Annotated in this window: 13 protein-coding genes and 1 tRNA gene; 7 read left to right on the top strand and 7 right to left on the bottom strand. The window is 46.1% G+C overall.

Features of this window, described 5'->3' with window-relative positions; genetic code table 11:
- The first annotated feature begins 138 nt into the window (after positions 1 to 138).
- Entirely contained in the window at positions 139 to 2,088 is a 1,950-nt protein-coding gene (locus tag NIES593_RS21185) for an APC family permease (protein ID WP_073601477.1), read from the top strand.
- Between the two features lie 361 nt (positions 2,089 to 2,449).
- Here the strand turns inward: NIES593_RS21185 and NIES593_RS21180 are convergent, their stop codons facing one another.
- Together NIES593_RS21180 and NIES593_RS21175 are read right to left on the bottom strand one after the other, a co-directional pair.
- Positions 2,450 to 3,253, bottom strand: coding sequence for a TetR family transcriptional regulator (locus NIES593_RS21180; RefSeq protein ID WP_073601476.1), 804 nt, complete (start codon positions 3,251 to 3,253; stop codon positions 2,450 to 2,452).
- Between the two features lie 375 nt (positions 3,254 to 3,628).
- Positions 3,629 to 5,041, bottom strand: a complete 1,413-nt coding sequence (locus NIES593_RS21175; RefSeq protein ID WP_073601475.1) for an HD domain-containing phosphohydrolase — start codon at positions 5,039 to 5,041, stop codon at positions 3,629 to 3,631.
- 166 nt (positions 5,042 to 5,207) lie between these two features.
- Here NIES593_RS21175 and NIES593_RS21170 point away from each other — a divergent pair, with 166 nt between their 5' ends.
- Positions 5,208 to 5,795, top strand: coding sequence for a hypothetical protein (locus NIES593_RS21170; protein ID WP_073601474.1), 588 nt, complete (start codon positions 5,208 to 5,210; stop codon positions 5,793 to 5,795).
- A gap of 216 nt (positions 5,796 to 6,011) precedes the next feature.
- On the opposite strand, the gene NIES593_RS21165 is transcribed toward NIES593_RS21170, so the two are convergent.
- The gene (locus NIES593_RS21165) at positions 6,012 to 6,797 is read right to left on the bottom strand and encodes a DUF2232 domain-containing protein (RefSeq protein WP_073601473.1); all 786 of its coding nucleotides are present in this window, start codon (positions 6,795 to 6,797) and stop codon (positions 6,012 to 6,014) included.
- A 19-nt stretch (positions 6,798 to 6,816) separates the two neighbouring features.
- On the bottom strand, positions 6,817 to 7,524 hold the full coding sequence (locus NIES593_RS21160) for a Crp/Fnr family transcriptional regulator (RefSeq protein ID WP_073601472.1): 708 nt from the start codon (positions 7,522 to 7,524) through the stop codon (positions 6,817 to 6,819).
- A 110-nt stretch (positions 7,525 to 7,634) separates the two neighbouring features.
- On the opposite strand from NIES593_RS21160, the gene NIES593_RS21155 reads away from it, so the two are divergent.
- Both NIES593_RS21155 and NIES593_RS21150 read left to right on the top strand, forming a co-directional pair.
- Positions 7,635 to 9,779, top strand: a complete 2,145-nt coding sequence (locus tag NIES593_RS21155; protein ID WP_073601471.1) for a hypothetical protein — start codon at positions 7,635 to 7,637, stop codon at positions 9,777 to 9,779.
- Between the two features lie 12 nt (positions 9,780 to 9,791).
- Complete coding sequence (locus NIES593_RS21150; RefSeq protein WP_073601470.1) at positions 9,792 to 11,135, top strand: oligosaccharide flippase family protein; 1,344 nt, start codon at positions 9,792 to 9,794, stop codon at positions 11,133 to 11,135.
- A 234-nt stretch (positions 11,136 to 11,369) separates the two neighbouring features.
- Here NIES593_RS21150 and NIES593_RS21145 read toward each other — a convergent pair whose 3' ends face one another.
- Both NIES593_RS21145 and NIES593_RS21140 read right to left on the bottom strand, forming a co-directional pair.
- Positions 11,370 to 12,884: a calcium-binding protein gene (locus tag NIES593_RS21145; RefSeq protein ID WP_073601469.1), complete on the bottom strand. Its 1,515-nt coding sequence runs from the start codon at positions 12,882 to 12,884 to the stop codon at positions 11,370 to 11,372.
- Between the two features lie 611 nt (positions 12,885 to 13,495).
- Positions 13,496 to 13,568: transfer RNA gene (locus NIES593_RS21140), tRNA-Ala, on the bottom strand.
- Between the two features lie 78 nt (positions 13,569 to 13,646).
- Here NIES593_RS21140 and NIES593_RS21135 point away from each other — a divergent pair.
- The 3 genes from NIES593_RS21135 to NIES593_RS21125 all read left to right on the top strand — a co-directional run bounded on the left by NIES593_RS21135 (position 13,647) and on the right by NIES593_RS21125 (position 15,335).
- Positions 13,647 to 13,985, top strand: a complete 339-nt coding sequence (locus NIES593_RS21135; protein WP_073601468.1) for a hypothetical protein — start codon at positions 13,647 to 13,649, stop codon at positions 13,983 to 13,985.
- 65 nt (positions 13,986 to 14,050) lie between these two features.
- Positions 14,051 to 14,401, top strand: coding sequence for a 4a-hydroxytetrahydrobiopterin dehydratase (locus NIES593_RS21130; protein ID WP_073601467.1), 351 nt, complete (start codon positions 14,051 to 14,053; stop codon positions 14,399 to 14,401).
- A 19-nt stretch (positions 14,402 to 14,420) separates the two neighbouring features.
- On the top strand, positions 14,421 to 15,335 hold the full coding sequence (locus NIES593_RS21125; protein ID WP_073601466.1) for a hypothetical protein: 915 nt from the start codon (positions 14,421 to 14,423) through the stop codon (positions 15,333 to 15,335).
- A 50-nt stretch (positions 15,336 to 15,385) separates the two neighbouring features.
- On the opposite strand, the gene NIES593_RS21120 is transcribed toward NIES593_RS21125, so the two are convergent.
- Entirely contained in the window at positions 15,386 to 17,551 is a 2,166-nt protein-coding gene (locus tag NIES593_RS21120) for an AAA-like domain-containing protein (RefSeq protein ID WP_073601465.1), read from the bottom strand.
- Between the last annotated feature and the right edge of the window lie 12 nt (positions 17,552 to 17,563).

The following is a 17,563-nucleotide window of genomic DNA, read 5'->3' as shown; positions in this document are numbered from 1 at the left end:
GTTCTGAAGCCGAGCATGGGGGGCGACCTCCATGCTTAGGTTAACGGCTTTCCGCTCGTTTTTCGGTAAAGATATAAAGAATAGATAGAATCTACGCTAGAATCCGTCAGTGGCAGCTAAATATCAGGAGTAACGTTAATGGCTGGACCGCTTATTCCCCCCAGACGATACCGCCAAAGCGATCGATACCGCCAACAGTTCCTTAACTGGTTACTCGCCCAAGAACAAGCCCCAAAGGGAGAGCATCACCCCAAGCATCCTTGGTGGCAGGTTATGTGTTTAACGGGGGTTGATTATTTCTCGACGCTGGGCTATCAGCCTGGGATTGCAGCACTGGCAGCAGGCGCCCTCTCCCCAATGGCAACCTTGGTTTTGGTCTTGCTGACGCTCTTTGGTGCCTTGCCTATCTATCGGCGGGTGGCTGCAACCAGCCCCCACGGAGAAGGCTCGATCGCGATGCTCGAACATCTCCTTTCTTGGTGGCAGGGAAAGCTTTTTGTCCTTTGCTTACTGGGCTTTGTGGCAACTGACTTCATTATCACCATTACCCTTTCGGCTGCCGATGCGACAGCCCATATCATTGAAAATCCTTTGGCGCCAGCTTTTCTTGACGATCGCGCGATCGGTATTACTCTCTTGCTGATAGCATTGCTTGGCGGCGTGTTTCTCAAAGGATTCCGAGAAGCCATTGGGATTGCTGTCTTCCTGGTTGGGGTCTACTTGCTGTTGAACTTAGTTACCATTGGCGTTAGCGCGTCTGAGATCCTATCTCGCCCAGTTGCGATCGCTTCCTGGCAGTCTTTACTCTTGAGTGAATATCAAAATCCTCTCACAATGCTCGGCGTGTCGGTTTTACTATTTCCAAAGCTTGCTTTGGGATTGTCGGGTTTTGAGACGGGAGTAGCGGTTATGCCCCTCATCAAGGGTCGCAGCAGCGATACTGAGGAGCGACCAAAAGGACGCATTTACAATACGCACAAGCTGCTTACAACTGCTGCCGTCATCATGAGTTTTTTCTTGATTGCGAGCAGTTTGGTGACGACGCTACTAATTCCAGCCGAAGAATTTCAAGCTGGCGGGGCAGCCAGCGGACGTGCCCTTGCTTACCTGGCACATACTTATCTGGGCAGTGGCTTCGGAACGATTTATGACTTGAGTACCATTTCCATCCTGTGGTTTGCAGGTGCGTCTGCTATGGCAGGTCTGCTCAATATCGTTCCTCGCTATCTACCGCGCTATGGCATGGCTCCCAACTGGACGCTGGCGATACGTCCTTTGGTGTTGATCTATACGGCGATAGCTTTTGCGGTCACGATTATTTTTAAAGCCAATGTGGAAGCGCAAGGGGGAGCCTATGCAACGGGAGTGTTGGTGTTGATGAGTTCGGCTGCTTTTGCCGTAACCTTAGCCACTCGCCACCAGAGAACGAAGCGAGGAGTGCTAGCCTTCAGTTTGATTACTTTAGTATTTTTATATACTACTATTGCCAATATTATTGAGAGGCCGGAGGGGATTCGGATCGCTGCCTTTTTTATCGGTACGATTATCGTTACCTCACTGATTTCGCGGGTCTGGAGATCGACTGAACTCCGAGTCGAGCAAATTGACATTGACGAAACTGCCCGTCACTTTATCGATGCTCTAGCAAGTCAAAGCACGATACGAATTATTGCCAATCGATTGAATGAGGGGGATGAGAGGGAGTATTACTTGAAGGAAAAAGAAGTCCGCGAGGACAACCATATTCCCCCGATGGATCCAGTTCTGTTTCTAGAAATTCTGGTATCTGATGCCTCAGAGTTTATAGATATCCTTCGGATCGAAGGAGTAAAAGTCGGCGATTATCGCATCCTACGCGCTCATAGTGCCGCCGTACCAAATGCGATCGCAGCCATTCTTTTATACATACGCGATCGCACGGGGAAAATTCCCCATGCCTACTTTGGCTGGGTGGAGGGCAATCCCATTCAATATTTGCTACGCTTCATCCTTTTTGGCGAGGGAGATATTCCTGTCGTTACCCGTGAAGTCCTTCGTCAGGCAGAAAAGAATCCCGACCGCCGCCCCGCTATCCACGTTGGCGGTTAAGGCTTTGATTAAATCCCGCTTAGCTTCGGGAGAATCGTTACCCAAACCACAAGTTTTGAGTGCGGTTTGAGTAAAAATAACGCTCCCCGACACCGGCATGGGTTTGAGGACTCAATTTGCTAGAGTTTACCAATTCAATCGGGCAGATAATCGAGATTGAGAACTTCAGAAAGTGCAAACGGGGATTCTGAAACCAGAAAAGTATTAATAGGAAGCCCTGTTTCATCAGAGGCTAATCTTCTAGCATTCTGATAATTTTATCGAGTTCCTCTAAGGAAATTTTGCCGATTCTCTGCTGAAATGAACTACTCACTCCTGCTTCGCACAGGACCGAAGATCGCAGTGTGTTCGCGAAGAAGTATTAGCGATCGCCCGGCTGAATTCCGCGCCACAGAATTCGCGCTAGCTGATTTGACCAAGATTGAGGATTGACTCGTTGCGGGTTAGCAATCCAAGCCAGCATCAAGCCGTCGAGCATCCCAGCCCAGAAAGTTGCCAGCACGAAGGGATCGATATCCGCAGCAATTTGTCCATTGTCTTGCAAGCGGCGGATCAAGCTATTGACCATGTCCTGAGAGTTTTTATAAGTAGTGCTACCGAGCAATTTTTGCACTTCTGGTTCTCGGCTTTCGGTGATGAACTCTAGGTAAAGTCTGACCCAATCGGGGTTTGCCTGCGCATAACCCAGCTGGCTAGCGAGCAGTTCGGCAATCCCTGCTTCTCGATCTTCCGAACTGAAAGCTCTATCGACTTCCTCTGGTAATGCCGGAAGGCGAGATTGCATCCTTTGTTCCATCAATGCCAGGAACAAATCGCTCTTGCTGGGAAAGTGCCAGTAAACGGCTCCTTTGGTCAATCCGGCATCGGCAGCAATGGCATCCAGTGTCGCTCCTGCATAGCCGTGTTGGGCAAAAATACGGCTGGCAGAAGCAAGAATGCGACTGCGAGTATCGAGAAGTTGCGGACTTGAGCTAGTCTGTTCTGTGGCAAGCAACTCTCGCAATTGCTTCTTATTGCCAACGTAGCGCCGAACGGTAGGCCAGCTCACGCCTGCTTCCTTGGCTACATCAGTCAAGTTAATTTTGTCGAGAGGTCGTTCGGCAGCCAACCGTTTAGCAGCAGCGAGAATCTCATCGCGAGCAGTCGCTGGAAAACCTTTTTGCATAATTATATTCTTATTGGTATTTATATTATATACCAATGAGTATGTAAATTACAAAATTGTGGCTCTATGAAAGTTCTTTTCTAGATAAAGGTAGGGATTTGCCGATCGCGCTAAGGCAAACATGAGCGGATAAAGCTTGTGCAACAGCGCGATCGCGTTTTTTTTCTAGGATTTGGTTAAATTTGCTACATCAAATCTTTGCTCTTTTGTTGTATTGTAAAACACAAACATATAGAGTCAATATCACCCTCCGATTGCTGGAAATTGGCCTCCTTAATCTGTCGAAATTTAAAGATTAGAGGTCAATTTTATTTTGGGGAAATTTAAGAATTCGCCATTTTTTGCACCAAATAGCGTCCTTGTATTTATTCGTGCTTAGCTAGAGATCTCTGCCTTAGAAGGATCGGGCTTTGTCGCTTCCTCTAACCAAACAGTCGGGAGTTGACTAGGACGATTGGGCAATTGCATCAAGCCCATTTCTACAAGGCGAACGACAGTAGTCAAAGATTCTACCAAAGCGGGATCGAAACGAGTACCGCTAGATTGCCGACATTTTTCTAGAGCGTCTGCTATGCTGTAGGCACGACGATCGCCTCTGGGTTGGGTTAGTTTTTGAAACTCCGCCACCAAGCCAAGAATGCGAGCTTCGATAGAAATTTCTTCTCCTCTCAATCCGTCTGGTTTGCCGCTACCATCCCAGTGTTCTAGATGATGCAAGACAATATCGGTAACGGAAGCCAGTTCGGGCATAGTAGATAGCAGTTTGGCACCCAGTATGGAGCGATCGCGCCAAAAAGCCAAACTCGCTTCATCTAACTGATTAGAGGTGTGGGTAAACACCTCTATCGGCGCTTCGGCTAATCCAATGCGAAATAAGAGTCCGGCGAGGCGCAGCCGTCTCAACTTTAGAATTGGTAAATCGAGAAGCTGTCCGATGGTGTCTGCTAGGGCGGCTACCTGAAGCGAGGCAACTGGGTTATCTTTATCCCGTTCGTCTACTCGCTGCGCCATTCTCAAGAAGGCTTGCAGCTTGCCAGCGGTTAAATTGCGATTAAGTCGCCGCGCCTGTCCTTCTAATTCTGCCAGTTCCCGCGCTTGACGATTGACAGTGACGAGCTGTTGCTGGCTGGTTTGTAAATAAGTCACAATTCTAGAAACAACTTTCGTGAGATCGACTGGAGTAGGATTAGGAGTGCTAGCAATCTGCGCCTGCATTTGTGCGAGGCGATCGCATAGCGAGTTATCGTAGGGGCGCATCCGTTCGATTAAAATTTCGGCTGATTTCTCAACTAGAGCGCGATCGAATGTCCACAATCCGTAAAACTTGCGCTCCATATCAGCTTTCGGCAAACTATCTGCCCGATATTCTTCAGCCGAGAGTTCGTGACACAATACCATCGCTGCGTAGTTAGGCGCGAGGATAATTAAATTCCACTCGTTGACTAGGGGATCGCTAGCATCTAGATTGACAAGGGAGACATTTTCCTGTTGTCCGGTTGGATGGGCGGCGAAACCACTTTCGGGAACGGCTGCGATCGCAATGTGACGGGAACATCGAGCGATCTCAAAATAGCGATCGGCTTCTTGCAAATACCATTTTCCCTGCTGAAAGGTAACGAGAACCAGGGGTTTTTGGTCGGGAAATCCTTCACAAGTTTGTAAGATATGGTCTTCTAAAGCATGACACAGAGCAATTAACGTATTTTTAAAATATACGCCGTAACTTGGAGGCAGTTGACCGTCGGGAAGCGCTGCTTTGAGTCGAGCGAGGGTGGACGAGCGTTGCATTGTCGATAGAGTGTTTTCCAAACTGTGCGCTTGATTAACCGCTTAATCTTATTAGTCTAGGATAAAAGAAGCTTATTCGATCTATATTTATAAGTTAACTCACGCGATTGTTCGATTAAAGGTCGCATGACTTTCTTTCAATAGCGCTCTATATTTATTTACTCTCGTGGTAGTTTTAATTTGTCCCGGCATGCACGAGCCGCAACTAACCGATCGCTTTTTGCAAGCGCTACGACAGGAATCAATCGATCTCGGCACGCCTCTAATTTTTCCGACACAAACCTATCCAGCCTTTTCTGCATGGCATATCATACAGTTTTTACGCCAGGAACTCATGCAAAGGAGTGATAACTCTCTCTTATTTATAAGCTTTAGCGCTGGCGTTGTGGGAGCAATTGGGGCTGCTTGGGCTTGGCAGCAAAGTGGGGGTAAGATTTTAGCTCTAATCGCTTTAGACGGCTGGGGAGTTCCCTTATTTGGCAATTTTCCCATTCATCGCCTCAGTCATGACGAGTTTACCCACTGGAGTTCTGCCTTACTCGGAAGCGGAGAAGATAGTTTCTATGCCGATCCTGGTGTAGAGCATCTAGACTTATGGCGATCGCCCGATCTCGTTAGAGGGTGGGCGATTCAAAAAACCGTTTCTGGAATCGAGAGACGATCGCGATCGACTGCCGCAGCCTTTTTAGCGCTGTTATTGAACAGATATTGGGAATACCGAACATCCTCCCGGCACCAGCTCAATAAAGCCTAGACTTTTACCTTCTTAATCTTCAAGCTCGGTTGATATCAATAAGATATTAAGAAATTGACCTCGGTTTTGTATCGGGCAGTTCGGCGGTAGCTCGATGGTCTCATATTGATGAGGTACAGATGTTTTCAGCATGGCAGAGAAGTTATTCCTTAAGTTGCGATCGCGCCCAAAGGAGAAATCGTCAGAACCCTTAGAACCAAAAAAGTCATCCTACTCCTACTCATAATCCAACAACACTTGCACCCATTCTGGCGGGCGAGGAATTGGATTGCCCAGTCGATCTAACACCAGCAAGGCAACTAAATGAACGGCGAACAAGTAAATCAAATCGTTAAGGAAAATCATCAAGACAGCGATAATTTGAATCAGTAAAATGCTTGGTTGAGCGAGCAAACCGAATCGAAGAAATACCCAATCCACAATCTCCGTTACCTGGGTGATGACGTACAGCCATAAGTCTTCTCCCAACAGAATTGAAAACAGCCAGAAGCGGAAAAAGAAGCCAGAAGTTCCAATTAACGCCCCCGTAAAAATCGAAAACCACCAATGAGCGCCTCGCCGCCAACAAGCCCCTAACTGCACTCCCATCAATCCATAGGGAATCAAATAGATGATGCTGCGCGGCGGGCCCATCAACACCGTCAGCAACAGTACCGACACCAGCGTCGTCATCCAAGACGCGCGATTGCCCCAACGAAGATAGGCAAGAGCAACGGGAATGGGAAAAAAAATCTTCAGGATCGGTCCTAGTGGAAAATAATAATTAATCAGCCAGATCAAGCTAGCCGTGCTAGCCAGAAATGCCGTTTCTACCATAACTAGAGTATGGCTACTTTTAAGGGGAGATTTTTTGAAGGGGTCTGCAACTGAAGTTTTCGGCTTCGAGATCGATTCTGGATTGGGGTCATCGTCAACCCAATTAGACTCGTCAAGGGATCGATCGTCTCTCGTACCAGGAGACTTGGAGCGAGAATTGTCATCACCGGGAAAAGAATGATTCATCAAGAAAAGAAAAGCTAATTTAAGTAATAATTTGCTCTAAGGCGACGAGATCGGGAATGTAGAGGATATCTTGGCTGCGCTCGATCAATCCTTTCTTTTCTAATTTAGCGAGCGATCGCGTCACTGTCTCCCTCGCCAAACCACTAATACTGCTCAATTCTCGATGGGGCAAATTAGGAATCTCCGTTCCTTTCTCTCCCGCCTTCCCCTGTCCTTCGGCAAGAAACAAAAGGGTATCGGCAACCCGCGACAAACTATCCGACTCCCGCAAGCGCAACCGACGATTGAGCTGACGCAGACGTTTTGCCATCAGTTGCGCCAGTCGAACTCCGGCAAGCGCTTCCGTTCGCAGCAAGCTGACAAAATCTTGGGCGGGAATACTGCTGACCGTCGTTGGCGTTAAGGTAATCGCATCGGTAGAACGCGGGACTTCTTCTAATGCCGCCATTTCTCCGACGATTTCCCCCTTCCCCACAATATTGAGAGTCAATTCTTTTCCCTCTAAATTGTGAGTGCGAATTTTGACCCATCCCTCTAAAATAAAATAAACCGAGCCGCCCCAATCATTCTCTAGCAAGATGACGCGATTGGCTGGATGAGCGCGGGTAACAGCTTGACGAGTGACTTTCTCGACACTCTCGTGTGGTAGCCCGGCAAAAAAGGGAACCGTCTCTATCAATTTTTTGACATTGGGGTTTTGCGGTTGGCGAGTTTGTCTATCTTCCATGAACTTGTCGGCAGATTAATCAATACATCTGCTATGCTTAAGCCTAGCAAAGAATATGCAGTTTAACGGTTTGTTATTAACGCTTTCCTACCAGAGATAAAGGGTTTATCGTGGCAGTTCGGGACGATCTTCAATGGCTTATTGCCGATCTTGACAGCATTCTTTCCCAAAGTAGCACTCTTTTTGATGGGTTGCAGCCGAGCGATCGCGAGTCAATCGCTGCTACTTTAGAGAGAGTTCGTCAATATCTTGCTTCCCAACAAGATCGAGCCGCCTCTTCGAGAGCTTCCGCAACAGCAGCCCAACAAATTGCTCAAGCCGTCTTGTCTCGACTCGATAGGCGCTTGAGCGACTGGTTTGAACTGTTGCAATCGGAAGTAGAACAATTGCGCCAACAGAGACAATTGCTGATCGCACAAATACAACAGCAACAACAGCAGCACCAGCAGAGCGTTACCGAAGAGTTAGAGGTTCTCGCACAGCGTTGCAACGAAGCCGTACAGCAAAAACTGTCTCAAATCCAGAGCGCCTTAGAACAGCAATCTCTAGACTCCCAGCCGTCTCAGTTAGAACAGTTTGAACGACTGCAAGAGCAATCGAATCGTCTGTTGCTCTCTCTCGATTCTAGCTTTCGGAGTGTCTTCGCCACCCTAGAAAAAGATCTGCAAGGCTATTACGATTCCCTGTGCCAAGGGTTGGAGAGAATGCATAGTTTGGGACAGCAAGGCGAAGCCAAATTTTTAGCTTACGTTCGGCGGCTGACGCAACAGATAGAAGGCTCTTCAACTCAATCGCTTCAGTCTAAAGAAGCAGAACTGGCTGCCGTGATGAGGGATCTCAGCGAAGTCAATACCGTCATTTATCCACCCCTGCCAGAAGAAGAAACAGAAGAGATTCAGACGATTGCTGCCCTAACAGATTTAATCGAACCAAATTGGCAAGAAGAAGCAACAAAGTCCCATCAAGAATGGTATCTAGCAGTCGATTTCGGAACGGAGGGATTGGCTGCCGTCCTATTCAACCGCCACCAAGAACAAATCTACCCGCTTGCTTGGATATCTCAAGAGGGAGAATTTTGCTCGCGCCTTCCAACCGAGGTTTATTGTCAATCGAGCAACGAAACGCAGAAACTATATTGTTTCGTTGGAGAGGCGGCAAAGGCAAAAGCCAAAGAAAAAACGGGAATTTTTTTGGAAAACTGGAAAGAAAATCTCAATTTAACCAGTTCGCCTGCCAATCCAGTCCGAGAAGCCCTCAAATCTTTATTTTCAATGTTAATTCCTTCAGAGGCAGGAGCGGTCAATGGAGCGATCGTAGAAGCGATGGGATTGCCGGAGGAATCATTTCGCCAAGTTTTGAAACACTTAGAAGGCGCAATCCTCAGTTGTCCGACAGGCTGGGGCAAACCGTATAGGCAGCTTTTGCGAGAGACCGTATTGGAAATCGAGTTAGTGCAAAGTGCCGAGCAAGTTTTCTTTCTCGAAGAAGCGATCGCCACTTTACTCGCCCACGTGAGCCTCAATTGCGTCGCCCAAACGACTGTGTTGGTCATCAATGCAGGCGCGATCGCAACGGAATTAGTCCTGGCAGATATTCCTGAAGACTATCGAGCCTTGAGCGACAGAGATTTTCGCCTTGAGAGTTTTGCTTACGGCGGCAGTGCGATCGACCAAGATATTCTAGTTCAGTTGCTCTATCCCCAGTGGACTTCCCAACTCAATCCCTCCATCCCAAGACTCGATGAGGAACCGCCGCAACCAGGCGAACCCGACCTGCAAAAGCGAGAAAATTTGCGATGGCGCTTGCAAAGCCATCCCATCGGGCAATCGTTTTTGGAAGCTGCCAAGCTGACAAAAATGATCTTGCAGCAGCAGGAAGCATTTAATGCTCGACTGGGCAATTGTCAGTGGGGGGTCAAGCGTCAAGACTTTAGCGAAAAAGTGGTCTTGCCCTACTTGAAGCGCTTAGAGTCAGCGATCGACTCCCTGTCGATCCAAATGGGCAAATCGGCGGGAGCGATCGAACAAGTTATTTGTAGCGGGGGATCGATGCAAGCCGTTTGGCACGTGCTATCTCCCTGGATAAGCGAAAAACTGCCCAATGCAATCGTAATTCAGAACGCAGGCGCAACAACCGAACCGCTAGTGTCCGCTAATTGGAGGCAGATGCACGACCTCAGCTTTCTCGATCGCACTCAAACAGCTATAGGACTAGCCTGTTTGCCCCTATTTCCACTAATCTTGGAACGGCAATAATTTCGTGTTTCTATGGCATCTTTGAAAAGTCTGGCGATTCGCGGGGCAATTTGGACGTTTGCGGGTTATGGTCTGAGTCAGGGATTGCGATTGGTAAGTAACCTGATCCTGACGCGCCTGCTCGAACCCGAACTTTTTGGGCTGATGGCATTGGTGACAACCTTTCTCATCGGTTTGAATATGTTTTCCGATGTCGGATTTGCCCCAAACATCATTCAAAGCAAGCGGGGAGACGACCCGGATTTCCTCAATACGGCTTGGAGCTTGCAAGTCTTGCGCGGCTTTGTCTTATGGGCGATTTGTCAGGCGATCGCTTTGCCCATTGCTGAATTTTATAACGATTCGCGATTGATAGGGATCGTTCCTTTGGTTGGGTTGACCATGATTTTTGCCGGGTTTAACTCTACTTCCCTCTATACGCTTAACCGAAAAATGCTCATAGGCAAGCTAACCCTCTTGGAATTAGTGACGCAAATTATTGCTCTAGTCGTGATGGTTACTTGGGCGTGGTTGAGTCCCTCGATTTGGGCATTGATCGTTGGCAATCTCGTTGCAGCACTGTTGAAAACGATCCTCAGCCATCGCTTAATCCCGAATTATACTAATCGCTTCGCTTGGGAGCAAGCGGCTGTGCGCGAAATTTTTTCCTTTGGGAAATGGATCTTTGTCTCGACTGCGATGACATTCTTTGCCACCCAAGCCGATCGCATGATTATGGGAAAACTGCTTTCCTTTAGCATGTTAGGCGTCTACACGGTAGCTTTTACTTTTGCCAGCCTTCCCCAGCAAGTTATCGGGCAACTTTCTGGCAAGATGATTTTGCCGCTAATGTCTCAGTTTGCTCACCTGCCTCGCGAGAGTTTTCGAGCCAAAATTCTCAGCAAGCGCAAGGGGATTCTAGCTGGCGTAGGATTGCTGATTATTCTTTTGGTTTGCTTTGGCGACATACTCATTTTAAAGTTCTACGATTCAAGGTACGCCCAGGCAGCTTGGATGCTGCCCATTTTAGCTTTAGGCATTTGGCCCTATTTATTATTTGATACCAGTCGCACAGCTTTAATGGCGATCGGCAAACCCAACTATCAAGCCTACGGTCAGCTGGCTAAGAGCCTGCACGTTTGTATCGGTTTATTTGTTGGGTATCATTATTTAGGCGTATTGGGAATCATCATCGCGATCGCGCTTAACGATATAGAACTCTATTTCATGAATATCTACGGTCTCTGGCGCGAAGAACTCAGCACCCTTCAACAGGATCTCAAAGCGACTCTTTTACTTCTATTGGGATTGGCGATCGTACTGGCAGGAAGATATTTCCTGGGGTTCGGATTTCCGCTAGATACCCTGTTTGCCTGAGAGGATGTTTGAAAAGTATACACTATAGGCTTCCACGATGGCGCGATCGGGCAGCGGAGCGATCGCGACAGCAGCGAAATTTTACCTCATACCATTTTTCATTCATTAATGACAGAGATAGTCGATCGCCCTCACCCCCAACCCCTCTCCCAAATAGGGAGAGGGGTGAAGAATGTCGATCGCGAAAACCTGAAAATTGGTATCAGCCATGCAAGCTAATGAGGGATCTAAAAATCAGACAACAACAAAGTCATCGCTAATACTAATGTTAGTTGTGTCTTGCAAGATAGCAATTAAGTCGCTGTTGTAGAAAATTTGAGTATCTACAGCCGAACTGCCGACTAAGTTAGCGGTCGTATCGAGGGAGTAATCATCCAGACTGCCATAGACTTCGAGAAGATCGTTGGCTTTCCAATCCTCGATAATTGCGCGTCCGTCTCCCAGATAGTAGGCACCAGAAGCATTGCCGAGAACAAATGTATCGGCACCTCGACCGCCCGACAAGGTATCGATCGCATCGGGATCTGGGTCAGAACCATAGCCGTCAAGCCGATCTGCGCCATCTCCGCCCGACAATAAGTCATTGCCGAGCATTCCGATGAGGGTATCGTTGCCAGCACCGCCGATGAGGGTATCGTTGGCATCTAGTTCTACCCGACCATTAGGCGTGTCAACAATGTTTTGTTTGCCGCCACCGTAGAGCCAATCGTTTCCCCTGCCACCATCGAGGCGATCGCTGCCGCTATCTCCATAGAGAGTGTCATTACCAGCACCGCCGATGAGAGTATCGTCTGAGTCTAGGGGGTATGCGTCATCGTATATAACGAAAAAGTTCCGTTCGCCGCCACCGTGTAGTAAGTCATTCCCCCTACCGCCATCGAGACTGTCGCTGTCTTCTTCTCCATAGAGGGTGTCGTTGCCAGCGCCACCGAGTAGGGTGTCGTTGTCTACACCATCCCAGCCATACGTAAAGTTGCCTTCTTCAAAGCTGAAACCGCCATAGAGTAGGTCATTGCCAGCACCGCCATCTAGGAAATCGCTACCGCCTCCAGTGTAGAGAAGGTAGCGACCGTAGACATAGTATTGTCCGCCATTAAGGGTGTCATCCCCAGAGCCGCCTTTTAAAGTGTCATTGCTAGATCCACCGTTGAGGCTATCGTTGCCCCCTTCACCGTAAAGTGAGTCGTTCCCATTGGACTCGGTAGAAAGGATGTCATTGCCATCTCCGCCATAACCGACAGAAAACCATCCATCAAGACTGTCATTGCCCTTTCCCCCATAAAGAGTACTATCCCATGCCCCGATAAGAGTGTCGTTGCCGGAGCCGCCATAAAAGATATCGTTACCCCACAAGCCTTCATCGTAACTAGGGTATGCGCTCAGATAGTCATCGCCAGCTCCTCCCATCAAGGTGTCGTTTCCTCGTCCACCAATAAGAGTGTCGTTGCCTTCTCCGCCATCGAGGAGAAGACTAGCGTAGCCAAGTTCCTCGCCGTAGAGCAGATCGTTGCCAGCTCCTCCCCGCAGCGTATCGAGGTCAAAACTCGAGTAATCACGATCGATCATTCCGCTGTAGAGAGTGTCATCTCCCTGTCCGCCTTCGAGCAGATCGCTGTCTTGCCCTCCATCGAGGCTGTCATTACCTCCTAAACCTAAAAGAGTATCTTTTCCCTCAAAACCCAAAATTGTGTCGTTATTAGGAGTACCAAGGAGGTTATTGTCAAAAGAATCTCCTTTTATAAGAGCCATAATTAGCCCTCCTAAGTTTTTAAAAAATATTTGATTAAATCTACTTTAATATTATCTTTTTCAAGGATTCTATTTGAGTTTTTGCAATAAAGTTACACTTTCTTCTCTGCCCTTTAGTGGCTTGAATGAGTTTGCAATTAAAGTTAATTAAATGTGACAATTTATAAACGATCGCCCGTAGATTTTAACCAACTAGATTCTATAAGATTTTTTTAGAGGAATCCCAAAAGTCTATTTTGTCGTTCTCAGTGCAGGAGAACGTAATGAAAAATCTCTGTTTGAAGTTGGTATACTAATACCATTTTGGATGAAAGGATTTTGGATTGAGAAGTAAGGGCGGGTTTATCTAAAAACGCGCCCCTAGTTCCCTACAGTTACCGTCAAAAACTCGCCACACACGGAACTGCCGACTAATTGCGAACTGATATAAGTAGAGTTGGCTCCCCTCATCCCTAAATCCCTTCTCCCACAAGGGGCAAAGGGATTTTAGGCAGATTTATTTGAGTTTGGTCACTCAACCAGGTCGCGATCGCAAGATTTATTATTATGACTAATTATGGGGATGCGCCTCTGTGAGAAGGAAAAATCTTGACCAAATCTTTATCCTTTTATGGAGAATAGGGGAGTCGAACCCCTGACCTCTGCGGTGCGATCGCAGCGCTCTACCAACTGAGCTAATTCCCCCTAAATATTTTTAGATAAACTATCCTAGCATTATTGTAGATTTTTTCGCTTGGTTTGGGGTCTTTCCCTGGGGCTGCCATGCTGATATTTGTCATTGTCTTTAATCTCTTTTTAACTCTGTTCAACCTGTATATCGCTTTTCGCCTTTGGAGATTGCGGCGAGTACTCGCGAGAGTCGCTAAAACATTAACCATGGTAGAACGTCGCCTTCACAGAATTTTTTATCCGGCGCCAGAGGTTGTCCTAAGAGGAAAACAAGGAACTCACGAACTCAGACAACGCTACCACAGATTACTGGTACAAATCGAACTGATAGAGAAAATTTTCTCTCTGGTGAGTCTAGGAATAGGGATCTGGCGGCGACAAATGAGGGGCAAGCGCCGTCTTCGCTCCGAAAAACTTTTCCCAGCTGTATAGATTACTTTGCACTTTATTGCTCGCTATAATTTTTAGAGAATCAAGAAGCGTTTTAGTTACTAACCATGACAGAACTAAAACAACAAAAGTGCGAAGCTTGCAGCTCAAAATCTCAGCCCATTACTCAAGCTGAAATCGAACAACTCAAGCCCCAGATTCCTGGTTGGGAGATTCTCGAACGCGAGGGAGTGCTGCGCCTAGAAAAAGTTTACAAGTTTCCTAACTTTAAGAGCGCGATCGCGTTTACCAATGCCGTCGGAGAAGAAGCAGAGAAAGAAGGACACCATCCTGCCTTACTTACCGAATGGGGAAAAGTCACAGTAAGTTGGTGGACTCATGCTATTTCTGGGCTACACAAAAATGACTTCGTGATGGCAGCGAAGACGGATGCTATTATGAATTCTCAATTTTCCTAAATTTTTAGTAATAACTTGAATGAGAAAATTTCTCAAAAAAATCCTCCTTGAAAAGCTCGACCTTGAAAAGCAAAAAAAATTTGCTAGGCTTTTCTTAAAAAATGCGATTGATAAAAGCGATCGAGAGAAAAACTTACACGAGCTAGCGATCGCGTTACAGGAGTATGGGGTACAAGTAGAAGACCGATTAAGACAATTAAAAGCTGAAAAGATAGAAATCCCCGAACGATACAACTTCGATCGAAGCGCTTTATTAAAGTGTTCGATCGCACAAGAAGATTCTCCCTGGCTAGCTTGGAAAATCGAAGATTATGCTATTCCAGGTATGCTGTTGCCAGAGGAGATGCAATATTACAATTATATCGGACAATTTTACTCAGGACAAGGCGAAATCATTGAGCTAGGACCTTGGTTAGGTTTATCAACTCATCATATCGTACAAGGCTTAATAAAAAACCCTAATTTTGCTTCTAAAAAAGTCTATGTATTTGATGATTTTATCTGGCGATCTTCTTGGATGGATCGACATATAGCTGAAGACGAACGACTAGAAAATCATCAAGACTTCCAACCTTTATTTTATAAATACTCATCAGACATACAGGAATACCTTCAAGTAACAAAAAGGAAAATTATAGAATACGACGGCAACCAAGATGTCCCGCAGCTTACCTGGGATAGAGGCTCGATCGAACTCATGTATATTGATTGCGGAAGAACTTTTATTGCCAATGAAGCTTGGTATAAAATTTTTTCAAAATTTTTTATTCCCAATGTCACTCTACTCATCATGCAAGACTGGAGACAGCATCGGGAAATTCCTATGAGATGGTATAACCAAACGAAGCAGTTTACAGACTCAAAAGAAGATAAACTTCAACTCATTCATGAAGTAAGGCAGGGAGGAATTGCTACTTTTCTATACAAAGGCTAAAAAGCTCGTAAAAATTTGAAAAGAATTATGTAAATACAACAAACAATTTTTTAAACTAAGGATAAGGTTCTTTTTACCCAATTCTCATTAAAAATCAATTCATAAATCCGATTATGTATGCTTAAAAACCCCTGGCGTTTAATCGCCAATCCTGATAAGATTAATTCCCGTTCTTCGGGGCTATCGAGGGCAGGAATTTTTTGTTGAGACAAAATGTTTTGATAAAGCTTGAGTAAGCTAACTGGATTGAGTTCGCTACTAAGAATGCGATCGCGAATCGTGCGTAAATGTTCGGGTTCGTCTTGAGATTCCCAGTTTTCAATTATCTGCGATCGCACTAATTTTTCTATCCATTCTTTTTCTTGGTTAGTGGGAATTGTCGAGGTAGCATGGCGAATCAGTTTGCAGAGCTTTTGAGTTAAAAATGGTTGTCCATTCGTCCATGCCAATATTTCTTTAAGCACGGCTCGCGGGTTGCTAACTCTCTCGGTTAATCCCTGTAATAAGGGTTGGGCTTCGTATAATTGAAATCCATTGAGTTGAATTGCCTGACCGATATTAAAAGGAGTACGCTTTTTGTCGTCAATTAATTGAGAAGGAGTTGCTACTCCTAGCAAGGCAAAAGTTAAGCGTTTATATTGACAAAAATTACTTCGTTTATTATAACAATTTCTCAGAAAAATAAAAAAGTCATCGATGGGAAAATCCAGATTGAGAACGCTATCAATCTCATCGATAAAAATAACAATAGGTTCGGAAACTTTTGCCAGTAAAACCGAGTGAATAAATTCTCCTAAACGCTGTACGGGGGAGAGAAAAGAATGCTCTTGCCACCAAGTCCGCAGTTCGACGCGATCGAGGAGGTTAAAATGACTGACTAATACATAAACAAAGCCAGCATACCACTGTTCCATGGTTAGCTGTCGATTGCCGATTTCTGAGAGATCGATTGCCGCACATCGAATTCCCTCAGCTTGGAGTCGCTTCATAATTTGCACTCGCAAGCTCGATTTGCCCATCTGTCGAGAATTGAGAATATAACAAAATTCTCCCAACTTTAGCGCTCTGTAAAGGTGGCGATCGGCAGAACGCACGACATAAGTTGGCGCATCCATCGGCAAGCTTCCTCCTACCTGATATTCATAGGTAGAGGGAGATTCTGCGCTTCTAAGCAGTGCGTTTTCTATGACCAATTCTGCTTGCGTTGCTTTAAGAACGTCTAGGGTTTGTGACAGTTCGCGGGTACGTTCTTCAACTTTTTGTTCTAGGGTACGGCTATATTCGGCTAACTTATCTTTTGCCTGTTGTAGTTCTTCGGTAAACTTAATGCGATCGGCTTCTGCTCGCTTGCGAGCCGTGATGTCGGTAAAAGCTGCGATCGCATAAGTAATATGACCCTTTTCGTCAAAAATTGGACTAGCCGACACTTCCACGGGAATTATCTTATCGTCTTGGCGAATCTCCATATCGTCGATGGTGATACTTTCACCCTTTAATGCTCGCAAAATTGGCTGTTCGTTAGACGGATAAAGTTGCTCCGTCCCCTGTCGATAGACACGATAAATCTTGGTTAATTGTTCGACTGTCGCACCCGGAACGACTCCCTCACCTAAGATTTGCTCTGCCATTTGATTGGCATAGGAGGGTTCCCCGCTAGCGCTGACCACAAAAATCCCGACTGGTACGGCTTCTATAAATTGAGTCAGTTGTTGCTCGCTCTCTCGCAAGGCAACTTCTACTTTTTGACGTTTTGCGACTTCTTCTTGAAGATGGGCTAATAGTTCAGCTTGTGCCTTTTGTGCGAGGCGTTCTTTTTCCAAAGCAGCTTTCATCTGCTGGACGTGTTGTAGTGTTTTATTGGTAGTAATTTCTAAATCTTGAAAATCGATCGGCTTGGTTAAAAAATCAAACGCACCGCGATTCATTGCGGCTCTAATATTATCGAGATCGCCGTAAGCAGACATAATAATAACTTTGATAATTGGGTCTCTCTCTCTCAGTTTGGTAAGCAAAGTTAACCCATCCATTTCTGGCATATAAATATCGGTCAGTACTACGTCGATATCGGGATAAACTTCTAATTTTTCTAGCGCTTCAATCCCATTACAAGCAAAAATGAGTTCGAGTTGATTCTGGCGAATTTTTTTTCTGAATTTCTGACGAAGTAAAGTTTCTAAGTCTAACTCATCATCTACTACCAGGATTTTATTTGGCATTATTTTCTCCTA

Source organism: Hydrococcus rivularis NIES-593 (assembly GCF_001904635.1).
Lineage (GTDB): Bacteria > Cyanobacteriota > Cyanobacteriia > Cyanobacteriales > Microcystaceae > Hydrococcus > Hydrococcus rivularis.
This window is presented reverse-complemented; position numbering and strand designations above follow the sequence as displayed.